This is a genomic window from Frigidibacter oleivorans (genome assembly GCF_003993775.1).
GTDB lineage: Bacteria > Pseudomonadota > Alphaproteobacteria > Rhodobacterales > Rhodobacteraceae > Frigidibacter > Frigidibacter oleivorans.
The window spans coordinates 322,985-346,083 of the sequence record NZ_RJRZ01000003.1 but is presented as its reverse complement, the minus strand read 5'-3'; the positions used below and the strand labels follow the sequence as shown (position 1 = coordinate 346,083).

Below are 23,099 nucleotides of genomic sequence, written 5' to 3'. Positions count from 1 at the left end.
TTGACAGGAATTTTGACCGCGCGGTTAATGACCTCCTCAGTCCAACCGACAGCTGCCGTTGCAAGGCTGCGGGCATGGCGACGCTCCAGCAGAGAGGATACCCGATGTTCCACCGTTCGCATTGGCTGGCCACCGCCGTGGCCGCCTGGGCCGCCGTTCAGGGTCTGCCCGCCCTTGCCGATACCCCGCCCGACACGCTGATCCAGGCCTGGGCGATCGACGACATCATCACGCTCGATCCGGCCGAAGTGTTCGAGTTCTCGGCCGGCGAGATGCTGGGCAACAGCTATGAGCCGCTGATCAGCTATGACCCGATGAACGTGTCGGACATCCGCGGCAAGGTCGCGGAAAGCTGGACCGTGTCGGAGGACGGCCTGACCATCACCTTCAAGATCGCCGAGGGCCGGCAATTCGCCTCGGGCAATCCGATCACCGCCGAGGACGTGGTCTTCTCGCTGGTGCGGGCGGTGAAGCTGGACATGTCGCCCGCCTTCATCATCACCCAGTTCGGCTTTACCCCCGACAATGTCGAGGAAAAGATCCGCGCCGTCGACGCGACCACGGTCGAGTTCGAGATGGACAAGCCCTATTCGCCCTCGCTGGTGCTCTACTGCCTGACCGCAAACGTGGCGATGGTGGTGGACAAGGCGCTGGTCATGGAACATGCCGAAGGCGATGACTATGGCTACAACTGGCTGAAGACCAACTATGCCGGCTCCGGCCCCTTCGTGATCCGCGAATGGCGCCCGAACGAGGCGGTGGTGTTCGAGCGGAACGAGAACTACTCGGGCGAGGCGCCGGCGATGGCGCGGGTGATCTACCGCCACATCCCGGAACCGGCGACCGAACGGCTGCTGCTGGAACAGGGGGATATCGACATCGCCCGCAAGCTGGGGCCGGAAGAGCTGCAGGCGCTGTCCTCGAATCCCGACATCAAGATGATGGAAGGGGTGAAGGGGTCCATCTACTACATGGGCCTGAACCAGAAGAACGAATACCTGTCCAACCCCAAGGTCGCCGAGGCGATGAAATATCTGGTGGACTACCAGGCCATCGCCGACACCATCATGTCCGGCGTGGCGACGGTGCACCAGACCTACCTGCCCAAGGGCTTCCTGGGCGAACTGGACGAAACGCCCTATTCGCTAGACGTGGAAAAGGCCAAGGCGCTGCTGGCCGAGGCGGGCTATCCCGACGGCTTCTCCGTCACCATGGACACCCGCAACACCGCCGACATCACCGCCATCGCCGAGGCGATCCAGGCGACGATGGCGCAGGCGGGCATCACGCTGGAACTGATCCCCGGCGATGGTGGCCAGACCCTGACCAAGTACCGCGCCCGTACCCATGACATCTATATCGGCCAGTGGGGCCCGGACTATCAGGACCCGCATACCAACGCCTCGACCTTCGCCTACAACCCGGACAATTCGGACGACGCGACGTCGAAGCCGCTGGCATGGCGGAATTCCTGGGACATCCCGGAGCTGACCGCCGCCACCGATGCCGCGATGATGGAGCCCGACGCCGCCGCCCGCGCGGCGATGTACGAGGACTCGCAGCGCAAGGTGCTGGAGGACAGCCCCTTCATCATCATGTTCCAGCAGGTCGAGGTGGCGGCGATGCGCGAGAACGTGGACGGCTTCGTCGTCGGCCCGTCCTTCTCGGACAACTCCTTCGTTGGGGTCACCAAGGAGTGACGGCGATCCCGATGCAGCGGCAGGGGCGCGGGCGCGCCCTTGCCATCCTGTGGGGCGCGCTGAAGATCGTCGCCACGGCAGCCGTCACCTTCCTCGGCCTGCTCTTCGTCACCTTCGTCATCGGCCGGCTGGTGCCGGTGGACCCGGTGCTGGCGGTGGTGGGCGACCGCGCCACGGCATCGACCTACGACCGGGTCTTCAAGGAACTGGGGCTCGACCAGCCGATCTGGGTGCAGTTCTGGCTGTATCTGACGGATGTCTTCCGCGGCGATTTCGGCGAGAGTTTCCTGACCAAGCGGCCGATCCTGCAGGACATCGGCCGGGTCTTCCCCGCGACGCTGGAACTGGCGACAACGGGGGTGATCATCGGCACGGTGCTGGGCATCCCGCTGGGGGTGCTGGCCGCGGTGCGGCAGGGGGGCCTGACCGATCAGGTCGTTCGGGTGATCGGCCTTGTCGGCTATTCCGCCCCGATCTTCTGGCTGGCGCTGCTGGGGCTGCTGCTGTTCTACGCGCGGCTCGGCTGGGTGGCCGGCCCCGGCCGTGTCGACATCGCCTATGAATACGACTTCACGGTGCGGACGGGCATCCTGCTGCTGGATACGGCGCTGCAGGGACGATGGGCGGCCTTCGGCAACGTCTTCTCGCACCTGATCCTGCCCGGATCGTTGCTGGGGTATTTCTCCATGGCCTATATCAGCCGGATGACCCGCAGCTTCATGCTGGGCGAGCTGGCGCAGGAATACGTCATCGCCGCCCGGGTGAAGGGCGTGCCGGAATGGCGCATCATCTGGGTCCATGCGCTGAAGAACGCCGCCGTGCCGCTGATCACGGTTGTGGTGCTGAGCTACATGCACCTCCTGGAAGGCTCGGTCCTGACCGAGACGGTCTTCGCCTGGCCGGGACTGGGGATGTATCTGACCAACTCGCTGCAGAACGCCGACATGAACGCGGTGCTGGGCTGCACGCTGCTGATCGGCACCTGCTTCGTGGGGCTGAACATGCTGTCGGACCTGCTCTACCGTCTGCTCGACCCGCGCGTGCGGAGGCGGGGATGACCGTGGCGCCGCACGTGCCCTCGCGCCGGGACTGGCTGCTGACGGAACAGCCCGCCTCGCGCCGGCAGGCGCGGCTGGGGCAGGCCTATCGCACCTGGCTGGCCTTTCGCGGCAATCCGCTGGCGATGGTGGGGCTCGGCATCATCGTGGCGCTGATCCTCGTCGCGGTCTTCGCGGACCTGATCGCGCCCTACAATCCGATTGTTGGGGGCGACCTGCGCACCGAACGGCTGCTGCCGCCCTCGGCCGCGCATCTGATGGGCACCGACGACCAGGCGCGCGACATCTTCTCGCGCCTCGTGCACGGGTCACGGCTGACGCTGATGGTGGTGGCGCTGGTCGCGGTGATCGCCACGCCGATCGGGGTCTTCGTCGGCACCACCGCCGGCTATTTCGGCGGCTGGGTCGATACGGTGCTGATGCGCGTCACCGATGTCTTCCTTGCCTTCCCGCGCCTGATCCTCGCGCTCGCCTTCGTCGCGGCTCTGGGGCCGGGGATCGAGAACGCGATCATCGCCATCGCCATCACCTCGTGGCCACCCTATGCGCGGCTGGCCCGGGCCGAGACGCTGACCATCCGCGACAGCGACTTCATCGCCGCGATCCGGCTGCAGGGGGCGTCGAGCGCGCGGATCATCTGGGGCCATGTCGTCCCGCTGTGCACCTCGTCCGTGATCGTGCGGGTGACCTTCGACATGGCCGGCATCATCCTGACGGCGGCGGGTCTGGGCTTCATCGGCCTGGGGGCGCAGCCGCCGCAGCCGGAATGGGGGGCGATGATCGCCGCAGGCCGCCGCTACCTGATCGACCAGTGGTGGGTGGCGACGATGCCGGGGCTGGCGATCTTCGTGGTGTCGCTGGGCTTCAACTTCCTCGGCGACGGCCTGCGGGACGTGCTCGACCCGAAAGCGAGGAAGTGATGGCGCTGCTGACGGTGGACGACCTGCGCGTGACCTTCCCGACCCGCCAGGGCCCGAGCGAGGTGGTGCGCGGCGTCAGCTTCACGCTGGGGCGCGAACGGCTGGGGATCGTCGGGGAATCCGGGTCCGGCAAGTCGCAGACCGGCCGGGCGATCCTGGGCCTGACCCCGCCGCCGGGCCGCGCCACCGCACGGCAACTGGTCTTCGACGGTATCGACCTGAACCGCGCCAGCCCGCGCGACTGGCGCGGCTTGCGCGGCGGGCGGATGTCGATGGTGATGCAGGACCCGAAGTATTCGCTGAACCCGGTGATGACCGTGGGCCGGCAGATCATGGAGGCGCTGAAGTTCCACGGGCGCCTGTCCGGCGCGGACAAGCGGCGCCGCGCGCTCGACATGCTGGACGCCGTGCAGATCCGCGATCCCGAACGGGTCTTCGCCGCCTATCCGCACGAACTGTCGGGCGGCATGGGCCAGCGGGCGATGATCGCGATGATGCTGGTGGCCGAGCCGGACCTGCTGATCGCGGACGAGCCGACCTCGGCGCTGGACGTGACGGTGCAGGTCGAGGTGCTGCGCATCCTCGACCGGCTGGTGACCGACCGGGGCATGGGGCTGATCTTCATCAGCCACGACCTGCGGCTGGTCTCGTCCTTCTGCGACCGGGTGCTGGTGATGTATGCCGGCCGCATGGTCGAGGAGCTGCGCGCGGCCGACCTGCATCTGGCGCGGCACCCCTATACGCGGGGCCTGCTGAACTGCCTGCCCGATCTCGACCATGACCGTCACCCGCTTCCCACCCTCGAACGACAGGCGGACTGGGCCCGATGACGCCATTGATCGACATCCGCGACCTCGACGTGCGCTTCACCGCCGGGGCCTCGCAGGTCCATGCGGTGCGCGGCCTGTCGCTGACCGTGGCCGAGGGTGAAAGCTTCGGCCTCGTCGGGGAATCCGGTTCGGGCAAGTCCACGGTGCTGCGCGCGATCTGCGGGCTGGCGCCGACATGGGACGGCACGATCCTGATCGGCGGGCGCGCATTGCCGCCGCGCCGGGGGCCGGAGTTCTTCCGGCAGGTGCAGATGGTGTTCCAGGACCCCTATGCCTCGCTGCATCCGCGCCACACCGTCGACCGGGTGCTGTCGGAGCCCTTGGCGATCCACGGCTTTTCCGACCGCGAGACCCGGGTCGAGCGGGCGTTGGAGGAGGTGGGGCTGGGCCGCGGTTTCCGCTTCCGCTATCCGCATCAGCTGTCGGGCGGGCAGCGCCAGCGCGTGGCCATCGCCCGGGCGCTGATCCTAGAACCCCGGGTGCTGCTGCTCGACGAACCGACCTCGGCGCTGGACGCCTCGATCCAGGCCGAGGTGCTGAACCTGCTCGACCGGCTGCGCACGGAACGGGGGCTGACCTATATCATGGTCAGCCATGACCTTGCCGTGGTGGCGCATATGTGCGACCGGCTTCTCGTGATGCAGCACGGGCAGGGCGTCGAGGAACTGACCCGCGCGGCCCTGCGCGCGCGGGCCGCAACATCCCCCTACACGCAGGCGCTGCTCGAGGCGTCGCGTGGCTATACGGCGGCCTGATCCATGACCCTGACGCCCGTTTTCGACGGTCACAACGACTTCCTGCTGCGCCTGCTGCGCAATCCCGCCGCGCGCGAGGCGATCTGGCTTCGGGGCGAGGGCAAGGGCCATCTCGACCTGCCGCGGATGCGGGCAGGGGGCTTTGCCGGCGGCTTCTTCGCCGTCTACATCCCGTCGCCTTCGGAGGGCGAGCCGCTCGACATCGACAGGCTGATGGACAATCCGCCCTATGACCTGCCGCTGCCGCCGCCGGTGCCGATGGAGGCGGCGCTGCCCGTCGCCACCGCGATGATCGGGCATCTGCTGTGGATGGAACGCACCGGCACCCTGCAGATCTGCCGGTCCACCGCCGACATCCGCGCCGCGATGGCGGCGGGACGGATCGCCGCGATCCTGCATATGGAGGGGGCCGAGGCCATCGGCGAGGATCTCGACGCGCTGTATCTGTGGCACGGGCTGGGGCTGCGGTCGCTGGGCCCGGTCTGGTCGCGGCCCACGGCCTTCGGTCATGGCGTGCCCTTCCGCTATCCCTCGACCGGCGATACCGGCGCGGGGCTGACCGAGGCGGGACGGCGCCTGGTGGCCGAATGCAACGCGCTGAAGATCATGATCGACCTCAGCCACCTGAACGCGGCGGGGTTCGACGAGGTGGCGCGGCTGTCGGACGCGCCGCTGGTGGCCACCCATTCCAACGCCCATGCCGTGACGCCTTCGGCCCGCAACCTGACCGACCGGCAGCTGGCGATGATCGCCGACAGCGGCGGCATGGTCGGGCTGAACTATGCCACCTCCTTCCTGCGCCCCGACGGGCGGCGCGACCCCGCCATCGGCTGGGACCCGGTGCTGCGGCACATGGACCATCTGCTGGGAATCCTCGGCGAGGATCACCTGGGGCTCGGCTCCGATTTCGACGGCGCGACGGTCCCCGAACCCCTGGGCGACGTGGCGGGCCTGCCGAGGCTTCTCGACGCGTTCCGCGCGCATGGCTATGGCGAGGCGCTGGTCGAGAAGCTGGCCTGGCGGAACTGGCTGGCCGTGCTGGACGGCACCTGGGGCTAGCGGCCCCGCGCCCTTGCTTCCCGCCCTTGCTTCCCCCCTTGTCCGCCCGCGACATCGCGGCGTCGCTCGGCGTCCAGACCGGCCCCGGCGGCCATGCGAGCCTGCGGCGGCCGGGGCCGGTCGCGGCCCCTGGCAGGATCAACGCTGGAGGGGGCTGTCATGGCCGAGAACGTGCTGAAATCCCGGCTCGACGCCGGCCCGGTCATCTGCGCCGAGGGCTATCTCTTCGAACTGGAACGCCGCGGCTATCTGCAGGCCGGCGCCTTCGTGCCCGAGGTGGTTCTGGAACATCCCGAGGCGGTGACCCGCCTGCACGAGGATTTCGTCCATGCCGGGTCCGACATCGTCGAGGCCTTCACCTATTACGCCCACCGCGAGAAGCTGCGCGTCATCGGCCGCGAGGGCGATCTGGAGCCGATGAACCGGCAGGCGCTGCGCATTGCCCGCGATGTGCGCGACCGCCATCCCGGCACGCTGATGGCCGGCAATATCTGCAACACCAATGTCTGGGAGGCGGACGATCCCGCCAAGCAGAAGGCCGTCCGCGCCATGTTCGAGGAGCAGATCGGGTGGGCGGTCGAGGAGGGCGCCGACATCCTGATCGCCGAGACCATCGACTGGGCGGGCGAGGCCGACTGCGCGCTGGAGGTGATGGCGGCGACGGGCCTGCCGACCGTGGTGACGCTGTCGGCCCATCGCGGCCGCGAGATGTTCGACAAGGTGTCGGTGGTCGAGGCCTGCCAGCGGCTGGAACAGGCGGGCGCGACGGTGGTGGGGCTGAACTGCCAGCGCGGCCCGCAGACGATGCTGCCCTATATCCGCGAGATCCGCGCGGCGGTATCCTGCCATGTCGCGGCGCTTCCCGTGCCCTATCGCACCTCCGAGGCGGAACCGACCTTCCAGACCCTGCGCGACCCGCATTGCGGCTGCATCCCCGGCGACCGGCCCTTCCCGGTGGCGCTCGACCCCTTCACCTGCAACCGCTACGAGATGGCGGACTTCGCGAAGGCGGCGCTGGAGATCGGCGCGCATTACCTCGGCGTCTGCTGCGGCGCGGGCCCGCACCACATCCGCGCCGTGGCCGAGGCGGTGGGCAAGCACCCCGAGGCCAGCCGCTATACCGCCGACATGTCGAAACACGCCTTCTTCGGCACCGATGCGAAGATCCCCGAGGCCTACCGGGCGCGGACGGCGGAGATCTGAGGAGAGGCCTCTGCGGACGTGCGGATGCTCGCGGCCGGATGGGTTGCGGGCACGACTTTCACTAATGACATATGGCACGCCGGCTACACTGTGACGCCCAGGCTTGCTCACCAAAGTATTCCGGCCCTTTGTTCGAGTGCTATCGCTCCCGGGTGATGAACTGGGCCCGCTCTAGCAACTCGTCGAAAGTGATGATCTCGACCGAGCGTGAGTCCCTTCGGAATAGTTCAAAGGTGTCCCGCATGACCTGCCGAGCGCGCAGGTCATCGGTGGCATCGAACTCTTTCTTGGAACCAACTACGAGAATTGCCTTAGGATCGCGCGTGCGAGCCTCCAGCCGTCGCTTTCCATCTTTGCTGTGGTGCTCGCCGGTCGAGGCGAAAGAGAGCCATTCGGCCTTCTGCTCCAAGATCTGCGATACGGCATCGGTAAAGTCGGCGCTGAAACTCCACGTTCCCGCGCGGCCACCTTTCCTGACCTGGAAAATGCGAGCGTCGGGACGCTTAATCTCTACAAGCACCGTGTAGTCGCTGAAGGAGGTGAGAAAGTCTACGGCCGGCTTATTGCGGTTATCCGTTCCCCCGGCACCGACAGTCACCTCACGGTCGAATGTTCGCATCACCCTATAGTCTAGACCGTAGCCAAAGACCCAAGGCTGAGACTCAAAGAACTGCTGCCAATCGCGTTCGATCCAACTTCCTGCAAGAAGCTGCTGCTCAAAAACTTTTAGCGCCGCCTGTCGGCCCAAGAGGATGTCGATATCTCTTGGAGAAAGGGAGTTCCCGAGTGCGCGCAGTGCCGCTTCTCGATCCTGAGCGCCCATCGAAAGGAAGCGTTTTACAATGTCCCCGTCGGCGGCGTCGATGATCGCTTTGCGTCCAGTTCCCGTGGAGATATCTTCGATCTCGAAGCGTTCTTGGTTCGAGAGATCGACAAACTTGATGCGCTCCAGAAACGCTAGCAACCGCTCGAATTCGTCACGGCGGAAAGTGAATGCATGTTCTTCGTAACCCTGATACCAATCGCCCTGTTGGCGCGACTGGAAGGTCTGCAAGGTCAGGCGCCGGATTGCCTTGTCGTCCTGTGACACGACTGCCGCGACTTGTGTCTTCCGTTTCTCACCAGAGAGCCTAAGGCACACAGCCCCTTCGATTTCACCAAGGTGGATAATATCGGAGCCGTCCATGACTATCCTAACGTGGCGAAGTCGCTCCTCTGAGTTTTCCTTCCAACTAAAGACCTTGGAGATGAAGGTCTTCCCTGACTTGCGAAGCTGGAAAAATTTCGCCTCGTCGTCGGTCATTGCCTTATTTCCCACAAAAACGGCCCCGAGCCCTCATACGTCCCAAACGGACTTGCGCTCCGGTCCGCCCCCTACTCCCCCGTCCCGTCCTTCCGGTAATACACCGTCCCGATCTCGATCGGGCCGCGGCCGGTCTCGCGCCGGTGGCGGTTGGTGTCGCGCAGGGAATAGACGCAGCCGCAATATTCCTGCTGGTAGAATTCCTCGCGCTTGGAAATCTCGATCATCCGGTTGGACCCGCCGCCCTTGCGCCAGTTGTAGTCCCAGTAGTCGAGCCCCGCATAGGGCGCCACCGCCCGCGCGCCGCAGCCGTTGATCTGGTTCATGTCCTTCCAGCGCGAGATGCCGAGCGAGGAGGTCATCACCGGAAAGCCGTGCTCGTGGGCGTAAAGCGCCGTCCGCTCGAACCGCATGTCGAAGCACATGGTGCAGCGGATGCCGCGTTCCGGCGCCCATTCCATCCCCTTGGCGCGGGCGAACCAGTTGTCGGTGTCGTAATCGGCATCGACGAAGGGCACGCCGTGCTGGTCGGCGAAGCGGATGTTTTCATCCTTGCGCAGCAGGTATTCCTTCTGCGGGTGGATGTTGGGATTGTAGAAGAAGATGGTGTAGTCGATGCCCGAGGCGGTCATCGCCTCCATCACCTCGCCCGAACAGGGCGCGCAGCAGGAATGCAGCAGCACCTTGCGGTGTCCGCCGGGCGGCGTGAGGGTGGGGCGGTTCAGGTCGGCCATATGTCTCTCCTTCGCGCCGTTCTAGCGCCTTTCGCGGGCAGAGGCAAAGCATCGGGGACGGCCGGTGAAGGGGGCAGGGCGGATGCGCTATCGGTATTGTATCCTCGGGGGCGGCATCTTGGGCCTCGCCACGGCGGCAGAACTCTTGCGCCGCGACCCGCGGGCGCGGCTGCTGCTGGTGGAAAAGGAACCGGGCTTCGCCCGCCACCAGACCGGGCATAACAGCGGCGTGATCCATGCCGGCATCTACTATGCGCCCGGCTCGCTGAAGGCGCGGCTGTGCAAGGCGGGGGCCGAGGCGACCAAGGCCTTCTGCCGCGCGAAGGGCATTCCCTTCGACACCTGCGGCAAGCTCCTCGTGGCCACCACGCCGCTGGAACTGCAGCGGATGGAGGTGCTGGCCGGCCGCGCGGCAGAGAACGGCATCGGGATCGAGCCTGTCTCGGCCGCGTGCCTGCGGCAGATCGAGCCGAATGTGGCCGGGCTGGGCGCGATCCTCGTGCCCTCGACCGGGATCGTCGACTATCGCCGCATCTGTGCGGCGCTGGCCGAGGAGCTGGCGGCGGCGGGGGCAGAGCTGCGCACCGGTATCGCCGCCACCGCCATCGCCGAAACCGGCAGCGGGGTGGAGCTGCGTCTGTCCGATGGCAGCCGGATCGCCGCCGACCGGCTGATCGCCTGCACCGGGCTGCAATCCGACCGGGTCGCGCGGATGGGCGGCCTCGCGCCCCGCCACCGGATCGTGCCGTTCCGGGGCGAATATTACACCCTGCCGCCGGCGCGGTCGGGGATCGTGCGGCACCTGATCTATCCGATCCCGGACCCCGACCTGCCGTTCCTCGGCGTCCACCTGACGCGGATGATCGACGGGCGGGTCACGGTGGGGCCGAACGCGGTGCTGGGTTTTCACCGCGAGGGCTATGCCAGGGGCAGCCTGCGGCCGGCCGATCTGGCCGACATGGCGGGCTTCGGCGGCTTCTGGCGGATGGCCGCGGGCCATTGGCGCAGCGGGATCGGAGAGTTCCGAAATTCCCTGTCCCGGCGCGGCTATCTGGCGCTGTGCCGCAAGTATTGCCCGTCGCTGACGCTGGACGACCTGCGCGAGCCCGGCGCCGGCATCCGGGCGCAGGCGGTGATGGCGGACGGGACGCTGGTGCAGGATTTCCTGTTCCTCGACACGCCGCGGCAGCTGCATGTCTGCAACGCGCCCTCGCCGGCCGCGACCTCGGCCATGCCCATCGCCGCGATGATCGTCGACCGGATGGAGGAGGCGGCATGAGCGGCGGCATGAGCGGCGGGGCAGGGCAGGCGCCCCGGCCGGGCGAGGTCGCGCTGCCCGTCGATCCGGGCGCGCGGGCCGATGCGGGCCTGTGCTTCATCGGCCATATCGCATCGCCCTGGCGGCGGGGCGACTGCCCGAAGAACCTGACCGAGGCGCGGGCGCGGGGCGGGCGGTTCGCGGCGGTGGTGGCGCCCGCGTTCCGGCCCGCGCTGACGGGGCTGCAGGCGGGGGATGCGGCGATCCTGCTGTACTGGACGGGGCAGGCGCGGCGCGACCTCGTGGTGCAGGCGCCCCGGCACAAGGCGGCGCCCTGCGGCACCTTCGCACTGCGCTCGCCGGCGCGGCCGAACCCGGTGGCGCTGGCGGTGGTGCGGCTCATATCCGTCGATGCGGCGGCGGGGGTGCTGGAGATCGACGCCATCGACGCCTTCGACGGCACGCCGCTGATCGACATCAAGCCTTGGCTGCCGGGGGTGGACATCCCGCCCGGCTATCCCGCCGGCTGATCGCCGCCGGCCGGGGCGGTGAAGGCGGCGACCCGCGTCGATGACCGCCCGCACCCGGGGCATCACCTCGATCCCCATCGCCTCGGACACGCTCAGCCGCACGGGACCCGCCACCTCGGCCGGGATGGCCGCGTCGGCGCGCAGGAACCGTTCCACCCCGGCGGCCATCGTCCGGGCGGCGGTCCCGTCCCGCGGGCTTGACTTGTCGCGGCACCGCGGCGAAGGCTCGCGCATCATGATCGACCTTCGTCCAGTGGGGCATGTCATCGGTGTCATGCTCACCGTCCTCGGTGTGCTCATGCTGATTCCCGCTGCGCTCGACGCGCTGTCGGCCGAGGCGAACTGGTGGGCCTTCATCGAAAGCGCGGTCATCACCGGCTGCGTCGGGCTGTTCTTCGCCATCTCCACCGGCAATGCCATCGGGCCCAGCCTGTCGGTGCGGCAGGCCTTCCTGCTGACGGTGGGGATCTGGGCCTTCCTGCCACTGTTCGCGGCGCTGCCCTTCATGCTGGGCGCGACCGAAGCCTCGTTCACCGACGCTTATTTCGAGGCGGTGTCGGGCATCACCACCACCGGCTCCACCGTCTTCACCGGGCTCGACGACTTTCCGCCGGGGCTGAACCTGTGGCGGGGGATGCTGAACTGGCTGGGCGGGCTCGGCATCGCCTTCGTGGTGATGATCTTCCTGCCGGTGATGCGGGTGGGCGGCATGCAGTTCTTCCGCACCGAGGGCTTCGACACGCTGGGCAAGATCCTGCCCCGCGCCACCGACATCGCGCGGTCGCTGGTGCTGGTCTATGCGGGGCTGACTTTCGCCTGCCTCGTCACCTATCTGTCGCTGGGGTTCGAGCCGCTGGACGCCGTGGTGAACGCCATGGCCACCATTGCCACCGGGGGCTTCTCGCCCGCCGACGCCTCGTTCGGGAAGTATCAGGGCGCGGGCGAATATGCCGGGGCGCTGTTCATGATCCTCGGCAGCCTGCCCTATGTGCGCTATGTGCAGATGGTGTCGGGCGCGCGGACGGCGCTGTGGCGCGACCCGCAGGTGCATGGCTACCTGCGCTGGATCGCCATCGCTGTGGCGGCGGTGACGCTGTGGCGGCTCGCCACCTCGGAGATGCCGGCCGAGGCGGTGTTCCGCGAGGCGCTGTTCAACATCGTGTCGATCTTTTCGGGCACCGGGTTCTTTTCCGGCAGCTTCGGCGGCTGGGGCGCCTTCGCGATGGTGGTGTCGCTGATCATCGGGGTGATCGGCGGCTGCTCCTCGTCGAGTTCCGGGGCACTGACGGTGTTCCGGGTGCAGCTGACCGGGGCCGCGATCCTGAACCAGATCCGCCGGCTGCACGCCCCGCACCGGGTCAGCCCGGTGAAATACGACGGCCGCACCGTGGATGACGACGCGATGAGCGCGCTGATCATGTATGTCTACGGCTATGTCCTGACCATCGGCGTGATGAGCGTCGCGCTGACCCTGACCGGGGTCGATCTGGAAAGCGCGATCTTCGGCACATGGACCTCGATCGGCAATATCGGCTACGGCTATGGCCCGATGGTGGCGCGCACCGGCACATTCGTGGAATTTCCCGAGACGGCGAAATGGGTGATGATCGTCACCATGCTGATGGGGCGTCTGGCGCTGCTGGCGATTTTCGTGATCGTGCTGCCCCGGTTCTGGCGGGCGTGAGGCGCGGGTCGCCCCCGCCTCGCCGGTTGACACCGCCCGCCGGCCCGGCCAAGCCTCGGCCATGATCGACCTGCGTCCCGTCGGATATGTCATCGGGCTGGTTCTGGCCACCCTCGGGGCGCTCATGCTGCTGCCGATGACGCTCGACGCGCTGTCGGGCGATCCGCATTGGGCGGCCTTCCTTGAAAGCGCGGTGATCACGGCGACGGCGGGCGGCCTGCTGGCCCTGTCCTGCCGTAACAGCGTGGGGGCGGGGCTGACCCTGCGGCAAAGTTTCGTTGTGACGGCGGGGATCTGGGCGGCGGTGCCGCTGTTCGGCGCGCTGCCGCTGATGCTGGGGGCGACAGGGCTCGGGTTCACCGATGCCTATTTCGAGGCGATGTCGGGCGTCACCACCACCGGATCGACGGTGATCGTCGGGCTGGACGCGCTGCCCCGGGGGCTGAACCTGTGGCGGGCGATGCTGCAATGGCTGGGCGGGCTCGGCATCGTCATCGTGGCATTGATCTTCCTGCCGGTGATGAAGGTCGGCGGCATGCAGTTCTTCCGCACCGAGGGGTTCGACACGCTGGGTAAGGTCCTGCCCCGGGCGATGGACATCTCGACGGCGCTGATCCGGGTCTATCTGGGGTTGACCGTCGCCTGCGCCGCAGCCTTCGCGCTGGTCGGGCTCGACGCCTTCGACGCCGTGACCCATGCGCTGGCCACCGTCTCGACCGGCGGATTTTCCAGCTATGACGCCAGCTTCGGCGCGATGACCGGCGCGCTCGAGGTTGTTGCGACGCTGTTCATGATCCTCGCGGCGCTGCCCTTCGTGCGCTTCGTCCAGCTGGCGCAGGGGCAGGCCCGCCCGCTGTGGGAGGACCGGCAGGTCCGTACCTTCCTGCGCTGGATGGGCTACACGATCGTCGTGCTGACGCTGTACCGGATGATCCGGCACGAGGATGCGTTCTGGCCCGTGCTGCGCGAGGTGATGTTCAACGTGGTCTCGGTCTTCACCGGCACCGGCTTCGTGTCGGTCGATGTCTCGACCTGGGGTCACATGGCGCTGGTCCTGCTGCTGATGGTCGGGCTGATCGGCGGCTGTTCCTCGTCCACCGTCTGTTCGATCAAGGTCTTCCGCTGGATGATCCTGCTCAGCGCGATCCGGGCGCAGATCCGCCGGCTGCACAGCCCGCACCGGGTGCAGACGATCCGCATGGGCCACGTGCCGGTGGATGAGGAGGTGGTCAGCTCGGTCATGGCCTTCGTCAGCCTGTTCGTGCTGACCTTCGGCGTGCTGATCGTCGGGCTGTCGCTGACCGGGCTGTCGGGGCAGACCGCCATCACCGCGGCATGGACCGCCATCGCCAATGTCGGCCCGGCCTGGGGGGCAGAGGTCGGTCCGACCGGCGCAGTGGACGGTTTCCCCGTCGCCGCGAAGTGGATGATGACGGTCGGGATGTATCTGGGCCGGCTGGAGCTTCTGTCGGTGATCGTGCTGCTGCTGCCCCGCTTCTGGCGGGTCTGATCACTCCCAGCAGAGCACGCGCACCGCCATCTTCACCCCGCGTGCCGTCAGGTCGGCGGCGGGCAGCGACGGGCCGGGAACCGCCGGTTCGGGCGCGAGCCCGGCCTCGGCCAGCCGTGTCACCAGCGGCCCCGCCTGCAGCGCATGCGCCACCTCCTCCGGCAGGACCCGCGGACCCTCGGCGCGCGGCAGCAGCATGCCCGTAACCGCGCCCGAGGCGTCGAGGATCGCGCCCCCCGCGTCGCCCGGCAGCGCCGGCAGCGACAGGCGCATCAGGTCGGTCTCGCCGCCGAGGCCCGTCAGCTCCGCCACCGCGCCATAGGTCATCACCGGCGCGTCCAGCACCTCGGCATAGGCGAAGCCCGCGACCGCCGCCTCGCTGCCGGGGCGGGGCGGGGTGCTGGCGAAGGCGGCATGGGCCGGCGGCGCGAGCGGCATCGCGGGGTCGAGCAGCGCGAGCCCCGAGGCATCGGTCAGCCGGACCCGTGCCTCGATCCCGCCGTCGAGCGTGATCCGCCCGCAGGCCTCCACCGCCTCGGTCGTGGTGGCGACGGTGCCGCGCCCGTCCACGTAGAACCCCGACCGCGCGCGCAGGGGCTTGCGCGTGTCGAGCCCCTGCATCAGCAGGTCCGGCGCGACGGCGGAGGGCAGGCCCAGCCCCGCATCCAGCGTCCGGTCGGAAGTGGCGCGGAAGCTGCCCTGCATCGCGGCCAGCACGCGGTCCATGCGGTCGGCATCCCCGGCCGGCCAGACCAGCACGAAGCCCTTGATGCTGCCGCCGCTCAGTTCGGCCTCGGCATGGCTGCGGTGGCGGGCATCGCGGCCCGAGATCCGGAAGTCGCTGCGGGTCAGGCTGCGCTCGCCCTCCAGCGGCATCGCCTCGAGCCCCTGCAGCAGGTCGTAAAGCGTGGCGAGCGTGGCCGCATCGCCGCGGCGCGAGATCAGCATCACCCGCACACCGGAGCCGTCCTTCGGTGCGTATTGCACGAAGGGCGGCTCGTAGCCCGCGAACTCCACCAGCGCCATCGGCAGGGTGACGGAGATCCCGGCCTCTTCCTCGGTGACGGTGGCCAGGCCGAGCGCGACGCGGGCGGCGGCGACCTCGGCCAGCAGGGTCTCGCGCTGGCGGGTGGTCAGCACGCCGGTGGTGTCGAGGCCGCGCTCGCCCTGCCATTCGGCCATGCTGGCGCGCGTGCCGGGGCCGAAGGCGCCGTCGATGGCGCCCAGATAGTGGCCCTCCCATTGCAGCGCCTCCTGCAGGGCGCGGCGGGCTTCGGCATCCAGCGCGGCCTCGGCGGCGCGGGCCTCGGCGGGGGTTTCCTCGGCCGCGAAGGGATCGGCTGCAAGGGGATCGGCGGGGGCGGGATCGGCGGGCAGGGGCGCAGCGGCCGTCCCGGGCAGCGCCGTGTCCGGCGGGGCGACCGCCAGCGCATCGGGGAAAGCGCCCGCCGGCCAGTAGCGCTGGCCGAAGCGGGCGCCATCGGTCACATAGCTGTCGGCCGGGATCACCCCCTGTCCGCGCAGGAAGGCCAGCCGCTCGGCCGCGTCCTCCGGGGCGAAGGGGCCGAGGACGATGGCGTACCAGCCGGTGTCCATCGCATAGCCCGCCACCTGCGGCAGCCGGCTGGCATAGGCGCGGGCGCGGGCCTCGGCCTGGGCGAGGGTGGGTTGCGCCTCGACCTGCACCCAGACCCCCTGCACGACCGCGTCGCGGGGCTGGACCGTCACCAGCGGTGCGCCCTGCTGTTGGGCCAGGCCTGCCAGGGGCAGCGCCGCCAGCGCCACGCCAAGTCCCAGAAACGTCCTCATCATCACTTTCGCCACCTCACCCGTCCCGGACTCCATTCCGAAAGCCCGCCGCCGCGTCAAGGGCGGACGCCCCCAACGCGGCCCGGCGCCGATTGACCGCCCCGGCCCTGTTGCCTATTGAGAACGCGCCATTCGGCCGCCCTGCCGGCCCGGGACCCCACCGAAGACGCGAGACCGCGATGACCGACACGCCCCGTTCGTTTCAGGAGATCATCCTGCGCCTGCAAAGCTACTGGGGCGGCAAGGGCTGTGCCGTGCTGCAGCCCTATGACATGGAGGTCGGCGCGGGCACCTTCCACCCGGCCACGACGCTGCGCGCGCTCGGGCCCCGTCCCTGGGCTGCGGCCTATGTCCAGCCCTCGCGCCGCCCGACCGACGGGCGCTATGGCGAGAACCCGAACCGGCTGCAGCACTATTACCAGTACCAGGTGCTGATCAAACCCTCGCCGAAAGACCTGCAGGATCTCTATCTCGGTTCGCTGCAGGCCATCGGCATCGACCTTGCGCTGCACGACATCCGCTTTGTCGAGGACGACTGGGAAAGCCCGACCTTGGGCGCCTGGGGCCTCGGCTGGGAGGTCTGGTGCGACGGGATGGAGGTCAGCCAGTTCACCTATTTCCAGCAGGTCGGCGGCCATGACTGCCGCCCCGTCTCGGGCGAGCTGACCTATGGGCTGGAACGGCTGGCCATGTATGTGCTGGGCATCGACCATGTGATGGACATGCCCTACAACGACCCGCAATCGCCGATCGCGCTGAGCTATGGCGATGTCTTCCGCCAGACCGAGCGGGAATACAGCCGCTGGAACTTCGACCAGGCGGATACCGCGATGCTGCTGAGCCATTTCGAGGATGCCGAGGCGGAGTGCGAGCGCATCCTGGCCGCGCCCGCGACGGACGGTGCCGGTCGCGCGATCGTGATGGCCCATCCCGCCTATGACCAGTGCATCAAGGCCAGCCACCTGTTCAACCTGCTGGACGCGCGGGGCGTGATCTCGGTCACCGAACGGCAGGCCTATATCGGCCGGGTGCGCGCGCTGGCGAAGAAATGCGCCGATGCCTTCGTGACGACCGAAGCGGGCGGCGGCGGGGCAGGCGGCGCGGCGGCAGAGGTGGCGGTGTGAATGGCAAGATCGTGGCCGGCAGCATCGTGATCTCGGCGCTTGCCTTCGGCGGGCTGGTCTACTGGTCGCAGGAATACGGCCATTTCGAGCCCGTCTCGGCCGATGCGGCGGCGGCGGAACAGCGGCTGACCTCGGTGGCGAGCGGCGCGCCCGAGCCGATCCTGACGACCGAGTTCGAGGGGATCGAGGGCGACAGCTCGCCCCTGCGCTATCGGGCCTGCTTCCGCACCAGCCAGTCGCTGGCGATGCTGACCGAAACCTATCAGGTCTACGACGCCCCGACCCCCACCATCGCCCCCGCCTGGTTCGACTGCTTCGACGCCGAGGCCATCGGCACCGCGCTGGAATCGGGCGAGGCGGTGGCCTTCCTGTCGCAGAAGGACATCCGCCCCGGCGTGGACCGCGTGATCGCGGTCTTCCCCGATGGCCGCGCCTACGCCTGGCACCAGATCAACGAGACGCTGGAACACTGACATGCCCGACCTTCTGATCGAACTCTTCTCGGAAGAGATCCCCGCGCGCATGCAGGCCCGCGCCCGCGACGACCTGAAGAAGCTGGTGACCGACGGTCTGGTCGAGGCCGGGCTGACCTATGCCGGGGCCGCGGCCTTCTCGACCCCGCGGCGGCTGGCGCTGACCGTGCAGGGGCTGACGGCGGAAAGCCCGACCTTGCGGGAAGAGCGGAAGGGGCCGCGCGTGGATGCGCCGGCGGCGGCAGTCGAGGGCTTCCTGCGCTCCACCGGCCTGACGCGCGAGCAGCTGACGGTGCGCGACGACAAGAAGGCGCAGGTCTACATGGCGGTGATCGAACGGCCGGGCCGGCCCGCCGACGCCATCGTGGCCGAGGTGCTGGACTCCGCGATCCGCAATTTCCCCTGGCCGAAGTCGATGCGATGGGGCACGGGCAGCCTGCGCTGGGTGCGGCCGCTGCAATCTATCCTGTGCCTGATGTCGGACGAGGCCGGCGCCCGCGTGGTGCCGCTGGATGTGGACGGCATCGTCGCGGGCAACACGACCGAAGGCCACCGCTTCATGGCGCCGGGGCGGTTCCCGGTGTCCTCCTTCGACGACTATGCCGCGAAGCTGAAACGCGCCCATGTGCTGCTGGACCCGGCCGAACGCGCCGACCGGATCTGGCACGATGCGACCAATGCCGCCTTCGCCGCCGGGCTGGAGGTGGTGGAGGATGCGGGCCTGCTGACCGAGGTGGCGGGGCTGGTCGAATGGCCCGTGGTGCTGATGGGCCGGATCGGGGAGGAGTTCCTGGGCCTGCCGCCCGAGGTGCTGCAGACCTCGATGCGCGAACACCAGAAGTTCTTTTCGGTCCGCAATCCCGGCACCGGCCGGATCGAGGGCTACATCACCGTCGCCAACCGCGAGACGGCGGATCACGGCGCGACCGTGCTGGCGGGCAACGGCAAGGTGCTGCGCGCCCGGCTGTCCGACGCCCGCTTCTTCTGGGACAACGACCTGCGCACCGTGGCGCAGCAGGGGCTGGAGGGCATGGCGGCGGGGCTGGCCCACGTGACCTTCCACAACAAGCTTGGCTCGCAGATGGACCGCATCCGCCGGATCGAGGCGCTGGCGCGCGAGATCGCGCCCCTCGTCGGCGCCGCGCCGGACCTCGCCGCCGAGGCGGCGCGGGTCGCCAAGGCCGACCTGCAATCGGCGATGGTGGGCGAGTTCCCGGAACTGCAGGGGCTGATGGGCAGCTACTATGCCCGCGCCGCCGGCCTGCCCGATGCCGTGGCCGCCGCCTGCAAGGACCACTACTCGCCGTTGGGGCCGTCCGACGATGTGCCTGCGGAACCGGTTTCGGTCGCCGTGGCGCTGGCCGACAAGATCGACACGCTGGCCGGGTTCTGGGCCATCGACGAGAAGCCGACCGGGTCCAAGGACCCCTATGCGCTGCGGCGGGCGGCATTGGGGGTGATCCGGCTGGTGGTGGGGAATGGGGTGCGATTGGAGCTTCGCCGCGAAATCGACCACGCATTGGCTAGCGTCATGTTGAGCGTTGCCGGACACAAGCGGGCGGTTCTTATTGAAGACTCGCCCGACGGAACCTCTTTGCTTTCGGCTTTGAGAGACGCCGAGGTTTTGGCGGAAGATTTTCCGGAGACGCTCAAAGTGGACCGCACCCGCCTGCTGGGTGCCTTTGTGAAGGGCGAGTTGGGCATCCTCACCGCGGACGGCCGAGGCTTAGACTTCCGCTTTCCTGCGAAAGCCGAGGCCATCTCCGACCTCCTCGCCTTCTTCCACGACCGCCTCAAGGTCTTCCTCCGCGACCAGGGCATCCGGCATGACGTGATCGACGCCTGCCTCGCCATGCCCGGCAATGACGACCTGACCCTGCTGGTCCGCCGGGCCGAGGCGCTGTCGGCCACGCTGAAGACCGAGGATGGCGCGAACCTGCTGCAGGGGTTCAAGCGGGCGAACAACATCCTGACCCAGGCCGAGGCGAAGGACGGGGTCGAATACAGCTTCGGCGCCGATGTCAAGTTCGCCGAGGATGACAGCGAACGTGCCCTGTTCGCGGCACTCGACCGCGCCGAGGCCGAGATCGCGCCCGCGATGGCGGCCGAGGATTTCGCCCGCGCCATGGCGGCGATGGCGGCCCTGCGCGGCCCGATCGACGCCTTTTTCACCGCGGTGCAGGTGAATTCCGACAATGGCGTCGTGCGGCGCAACCGGCTGAACCTGCTGTCTCGCATCCGCAGCATCTGCCTGTCGGTGGCCGATCTGACGAAGGTCGAAGGCTAGGGCGCGGGGCCGGAAAACCGGCCCCGGTTTCGCCCAAACTTCACGCACGCGTCATGTCTGTGCAAATTATCGTGGCGTCCGGGTGCAGATTTGCCCAATTCGGCCACTTGCGGAGAATCGGCAGCGGCGTATCCTGCCGCGGAAGGAGTTCGCCGCAGTGCAGAAAATCACCGACTTCGCCGAGTTCACCCTGATCGAGCCGGTCGCCGCCATCACGGCGGCCCGGCACGGCTGGCGCGCGAAATGCCTGCAGCGGCTGATCCGCCTGGACCTGCCGGTGCCGGTGACCGTCGCGCTGCCCTCGGACACGGTCCGCGCCATCGCGGCCGGCACGATGCCCGACCTCGCGCGGCTGCTCGCGCCCTTCGGGGACGAACCGCTGATCTCGGTCCGGCCCTCGCCGGAACGGCCGGAATGGGGCGGGCCGGGGACGGTGCTGAACGTGGGGATGAATGCCCGCCGCCACGCCTCGCTCGCCCGGACCCACGGACGCGAGGCGGCGGATGCGCTGTATCTGCGCTTCGTGCAGGCCTTCGCGATCCATGTCGCGCGGCTCGATCCCGACATGTTCTCGGCCCCGGCGGGGCCGGATGCGCTGCCCGCGGCGCTGGCGGCCTATGAGGCGGAAACCGACGAGCCCTTCCCGCAGGACCCGGCCCGGCAGCTGGCCGAGGTGCTGCGCAGCATGGCCCGGGCCTGGGAGGGCACGACCGCCCGGCTGCTGCGCGCGGCCAAGGGCGCCACGCCCGACGCGGCGCTCGGGCTGGTGGTGCAGGAAATGGCGCTGCCGATGGGGCCGGGGCTGTGCGGATCGGGCACCATCCAGTTCGTGGACGGGGTGACCGGCGGGCCGCAGATCACCGGGCGCTTTCGCGGGCAGCGGCCGGACAGCGACGGGCCCGAGGAAACGCTCTACCTCGTCGCCGATCCGCGCGGCCCGGCGCTGGAAGAGATCGCGCCCGGCATCTTCGCCGAGCTGCTGCGCCACGGGCGGGTCTGCCGCGAGCGGCTGCGCGAGGAGATGCAGATCGAGTTCGCCATCGAGGACGGCGCGCTGCGCGTCATCGACGCGGTCAAGGTCACCCGCAGCGCCCGGGGCGCGGTGCGCATCGCCGTGGCGCTGGCCAATGACGGCATCATCACCCGCGAGGATGCGCTGCTGCGGATCGAGCCGCGCGCGCTGAGCGAGGTGCTGCACCACCAGGTGGACCCGCGCGTCCCCCGCGACCGCATCGCGACCGGCATTGCCGCCAGCCCCGGCGCCGCGACCGGCCGCATCGTGTTCAGCGCCGCCGCGGCGCAGGCCAGCGCGGCGCGGGACGAACCCTGCATCCTCGTCCGCCGCGAAACCGCGCCGGAGGACATCCGCGGGATGCATGCCTCGGTCGCGGTGCTGACGGAACGCGGCGGCATGACCAGCCATGCGGCGGTGATCGCCCGGGGGCTGGGTCTGCCCGCCATCGTCGGCGCATCGGACATCCGCATGCATCCGCGCGAGCGCACGATGACCGGGCCGGACGGGCGGGTGTTCCGCGACGGCGATGTGATCACGGTCGACGGCACCACCGGCGACGTGCTGGCGGGCGCGCCCGCGATGCTGGAACCGGCGCTGGACGACGGGTTCCGCACGCTGCTGCGCTGGGCCGACAATGTGCGCGACATCGGCATCCGCGCCAATGCCGACACGCCCGACGATGCCCGCACCGCCCGCACCTTCGAGGCCGAGGGCATCGGCCTGTGCCGGACCGAGCACATGTTCTTCGACGAGGACCGGCTGACGGTGATGCGCGAGATGATCTTCGCCAACACCCCGCATGACCGGCGGATCGCGCTGGAGCGGCTGCTGCCGATGCAGCGCAACGACTTCATCGCGCTGTTCGACATCATGGCGGGCCAGCCGGTCTGCATCCGGCTGTTCGACCCGCCGCTGCACGAATTCCTGCCGCATGACCGCGAGGGCCTGCGCGAACTGGCCGAGGCGCTGGACCGCCCGCTGTCCGAGGTGACGCGGCGGGTGGACGCCTTGTCCGAATTCAACCCGATGCTGGGAATGCGCGGGGTCCGGCTGGGCATCACCATACCGGAAATCTACGAAATGCAGGCGCGGGCGATCTTCGAGGCGACCGTGGAATCCGGCCGCCGCGGCGCGCCGGTGGTGCCCGAGATCATGATCCCGCTGGTGTCGGCCAAGCGCGAGGTGGAACTGGTCAAGACCCGGATCGACGCCGTCGCCGCCGGCGTACGCAACGAGACGGGCGAGGATTTCGACTATCGGCTGGGCGTGATGGTGGAAACGCCGCGCGCGGCGCTGCGCGCCTCGGAAATCGCCCAGCATTCCGCCTTCCTGTCCTTCGGCACCAACGACCTGACGCAGATGACCTACGGGCTCAGCCGCGACGATGCGGGGCGGTTCATGGGGTCCTATGTCAATCAGGGCGTCTATCGCGAGGACCCGTTCCACGTGCTGGACGAGGACGGGGTGGGGGAACTGCTGCTGATCGGCGCCCGGCGCGGACGGCAGACGCGGCCGGACCTGACCCTGTCGATCTGCGGTGAACATGGCGGCAACCCCGAATCGATTGCCTTCTGCCGGGCGGCGGGGTTCGACTATGTCTCCTGCTCGCCCTACCGGGTTCCGGTGGCGCGGCTGGCGGCGGCGCATTTCGCGCTGCTGGACCGGCCGAAACCCCAAGATTCCGGTGGACAGCGGCAAGGCTGACGCTATCCCTTGTGGGATCACCTACCCGATTCGCTGCCGAATCCGGGCCTGTTTCCGCGCGTGATCGGCGAAAAACCGCCGATGCGGACGCCCTTTCGTGGACCGTGAACCCTCCTTCCGCTACGGAACTGGCTGTCGGCGGC

General features: G+C 68.8%; 18 protein-coding genes. 15 read left to right on the top strand and 3 right to left on the bottom strand.

The window, feature by feature from the left end:
* Nucleotides 1–104: 104 nt before the first annotated feature.
* The 7 genes from EEY80_RS06830 to EEY80_RS06800 all read left to right on the top strand — a co-directional run bounded on the left by EEY80_RS06830 (nt 105) and on the right by EEY80_RS06800 (nt 7,525).
* On the top strand, nt 105–1,700 hold the full coding sequence (locus EEY80_RS06830; RefSeq protein WP_126975825.1) for an ABC transporter substrate-binding protein: 1,596 nt from the start codon (nt 105–107) through the stop codon (nt 1,698–1,700).
* Nucleotides 1,697–2,758 carry an ABC transporter permease gene (locus tag EEY80_RS06825; protein WP_407920720.1) on the top strand — a complete coding sequence of 354 codons (1,062 nt, stop codon included), beginning with the start codon at nt 1,697–1,699 and terminating at the stop codon, nt 2,756–2,758. Before EEY80_RS06830 ends, EEY80_RS06825 begins: the two co-directional genes overlap by 4 nt.
* Nucleotides 2,755–3,678, top strand: coding sequence for an ABC transporter permease (locus EEY80_RS06820; RefSeq protein ID WP_126975824.1), 924 nt, complete (start codon nt 2,755–2,757; stop codon nt 3,676–3,678). The genes EEY80_RS06825 and EEY80_RS06820 overlap by 4 nt, the downstream gene beginning before the upstream one ends.
* A complete protein-coding gene (locus EEY80_RS06815) occupies nt 3,678–4,508 on the top strand; it encodes an ABC transporter ATP-binding protein (RefSeq protein ID WP_126975823.1) in 831 nt (276 codons plus the stop codon). Before EEY80_RS06820 ends, EEY80_RS06815 begins: the two co-directional genes overlap by 1 nt.
* Nucleotides 4,505–5,263: an ABC transporter ATP-binding protein gene (locus tag EEY80_RS06810; protein WP_126975822.1), complete on the top strand. Its 759-nt coding sequence runs from the start codon at nt 4,505–4,507 to the stop codon at nt 5,261–5,263. The genes EEY80_RS06815 and EEY80_RS06810 overlap by 4 nt, the downstream gene beginning before the upstream one ends.
* Before the next feature lie 3 nt (nt 5,264–5,266).
* A complete protein-coding gene (locus EEY80_RS06805; RefSeq protein WP_126975821.1) occupies nt 5,267–6,322 on the top strand; it encodes a dipeptidase in 1,056 nt (351 codons plus the stop codon).
* Nucleotides 6,323–6,481: 159 nt separating this feature from the next.
* Entirely contained in the window at nt 6,482–7,525 is a 1,044-nt protein-coding gene (locus EEY80_RS06800) for a homocysteine S-methyltransferase family protein (protein WP_126975820.1), read from the top strand.
* Between the two features lie 139 nt (nt 7,526–7,664).
* On the opposite strand, the gene EEY80_RS06795 is transcribed toward EEY80_RS06800, so the two are convergent.
* Nucleotides 7,665–8,828 (bottom strand): Shedu immune nuclease family protein, encoded by a 1,164-nt coding sequence (locus EEY80_RS06795; protein ID WP_126975819.1) that lies wholly within the window; start codon nt 8,826–8,828, stop codon nt 7,665–7,667.
* Nucleotides 8,829–8,899: 71 nt separating this feature from the next.
* On the bottom strand, nt 8,900–9,562 hold the full coding sequence (locus tag EEY80_RS06790; RefSeq protein WP_126975818.1) for an epoxyqueuosine reductase QueH: 663 nt from the start codon (nt 9,560–9,562) through the stop codon (nt 8,900–8,902).
* Between the two features lie 82 nt (nt 9,563–9,644).
* Between EEY80_RS06790 and lhgO the strand changes: the two genes are divergently transcribed.
* From lhgO to EEY80_RS06770, 4 genes are all read left to right on the top strand, one after another.
* A complete protein-coding gene (lhgO, locus tag EEY80_RS06785; protein ID WP_126975817.1) occupies nt 9,645–10,841 on the top strand; it encodes an L-2-hydroxyglutarate oxidase in 1,197 nt (398 codons plus the stop codon).
* Complete coding sequence (locus tag EEY80_RS06780; RefSeq protein WP_205749042.1) at nt 10,838–11,350, top strand: TrmO family methyltransferase domain-containing protein; 513 nt, start codon at nt 10,838–10,840, stop codon at nt 11,348–11,350. The genes lhgO and EEY80_RS06780 overlap by 4 nt, the downstream gene beginning before the upstream one ends.
* Before the next feature lie 235 nt (nt 11,351–11,585).
* Complete coding sequence (locus tag EEY80_RS06775) at nt 11,586–13,034, top strand: TrkH family potassium uptake protein (RefSeq protein WP_126975873.1); 1,449 nt, start codon at nt 11,586–11,588, stop codon at nt 13,032–13,034.
* Between the two features lie 61 nt (nt 13,035–13,095).
* On the top strand, nt 13,096–14,544 hold the full coding sequence (locus EEY80_RS06770; protein WP_126975816.1) for a TrkH family potassium uptake protein: 1,449 nt from the start codon (nt 13,096–13,098) through the stop codon (nt 14,542–14,544).
* On the opposite strand, the gene EEY80_RS06765 is transcribed toward EEY80_RS06770, so the two are convergent.
* Nucleotides 14,545–16,356: a serine protease gene (locus EEY80_RS06765; RefSeq protein ID WP_164738173.1), complete on the bottom strand. Its 1,812-nt coding sequence runs from the start codon at nt 16,354–16,356 to the stop codon at nt 14,545–14,547.
* Nucleotides 16,357–16,532: 176 nt separating this feature from the next.
* Between EEY80_RS06765 and EEY80_RS06760 the strand changes: the two genes are divergently transcribed.
* The 4 genes from EEY80_RS06760 (at nt 16,533) to EEY80_RS06745 (ending at nt 22,956) form a co-directional block, all read left to right on the top strand.
* Nucleotides 16,533–17,477: a glycine--tRNA ligase subunit alpha gene (locus EEY80_RS06760; RefSeq protein WP_126975814.1), complete on the top strand. Its 945-nt coding sequence runs from the start codon at nt 16,533–16,535 to the stop codon at nt 17,475–17,477.
* Nucleotides 17,474–17,950, top strand: coding sequence for a DUF6446 family protein (locus EEY80_RS06755; protein ID WP_126975813.1), 477 nt, complete (start codon nt 17,474–17,476; stop codon nt 17,948–17,950). Before EEY80_RS06760 ends, EEY80_RS06755 begins: the two co-directional genes overlap by 4 nt.
* Nucleotide 17,951: 1 nt before the next feature.
* Entirely contained in the window at nt 17,952–20,237 is a 2,286-nt protein-coding gene (glyS, locus tag EEY80_RS06750; protein ID WP_126975812.1) for a glycine--tRNA ligase subunit beta, read from the top strand.
* Nucleotides 20,238–20,394: 157 nt separating this feature from the next.
* Complete coding sequence (locus EEY80_RS06745) at nt 20,395–22,956, top strand: putative PEP-binding protein (protein WP_126975811.1); 2,562 nt, start codon at nt 20,395–20,397, stop codon at nt 22,954–22,956.
* Nucleotides 22,957–23,099: the final 143 nt, after the last annotated feature.

What these genes read in the sequence shown, in the direction of transcription:
- EEY80_RS06810 (WP_126975822.1), top strand. Translation starts at nt 4,505, where the DNA reads ATGACGCCATTGATCGACATCCGCGACCTCGACGTGCGCTTCACCGCC.
- EEY80_RS06760 (WP_126975814.1), top strand. Translation starts at nt 16,533, where the DNA reads ATGACCGACACGCCCCGTTCGTTTCAGGAGATCATCCTGCGCCTGCAA.
- lhgO (WP_126975817.1), top strand. Translation starts at nt 9,645, where the DNA reads ATGCGCTATCGGTATTGTATCCTCGGGGGCGGCATCTTGGGCCTCGCC.
- EEY80_RS06765 (WP_164738173.1), bottom strand. Translation starts at nt 16,356, where the DNA reads ATGATGAGGACGTTTCTGGGACTTGGCGTGGCGCTGGCGGCGCTGCCC.
- EEY80_RS06775 (WP_126975873.1), top strand. Translation starts at nt 11,586, where the DNA reads ATGATCGACCTTCGTCCAGTGGGGCATGTCATCGGTGTCATGCTCACC.
- glyS (WP_126975812.1), top strand. Translation starts at nt 17,952, where the DNA reads ATGCCCGACCTTCTGATCGAACTCTTCTCGGAAGAGATCCCCGCGCGC.
- EEY80_RS06770 (WP_126975816.1), top strand. Translation starts at nt 13,096, where the DNA reads ATGATCGACCTGCGTCCCGTCGGATATGTCATCGGGCTGGTTCTGGCC.
- EEY80_RS06790 (WP_126975818.1), bottom strand. Translation starts at nt 9,562, where the DNA reads ATGGCCGACCTGAACCGCCCCACCCTCACGCCGCCCGGCGGACACCGC.
- EEY80_RS06815 (WP_126975823.1), top strand. Translation starts at nt 3,678, where the DNA reads ATGGCGCTGCTGACGGTGGACGACCTGCGCGTGACCTTCCCGACCCGC.
- EEY80_RS06795 (WP_126975819.1), bottom strand. Translation starts at nt 8,828, where the DNA reads ATGACCGACGACGAGGCGAAATTTTTCCAGCTTCGCAAGTCAGGGAAG.
- EEY80_RS06780 (WP_205749042.1), top strand. Translation starts at nt 10,838, where the DNA reads ATGAGCGGCGGCATGAGCGGCGGGGCAGGGCAGGCGCCCCGGCCGGGC.
- EEY80_RS06800 (WP_126975820.1), top strand. Translation starts at nt 6,482, where the DNA reads ATGGCCGAGAACGTGCTGAAATCCCGGCTCGACGCCGGCCCGGTCATC.
- EEY80_RS06805 (WP_126975821.1), top strand. Translation starts at nt 5,267, where the DNA reads ATGACCCTGACGCCCGTTTTCGACGGTCACAACGACTTCCTGCTGCGC.
- EEY80_RS06820 (WP_126975824.1), top strand. Translation starts at nt 2,755, where the DNA reads ATGACCGTGGCGCCGCACGTGCCCTCGCGCCGGGACTGGCTGCTGACG.
- EEY80_RS06830 (WP_126975825.1), top strand. Translation starts at nt 105, where the DNA reads ATGTTCCACCGTTCGCATTGGCTGGCCACCGCCGTGGCCGCCTGGGCC.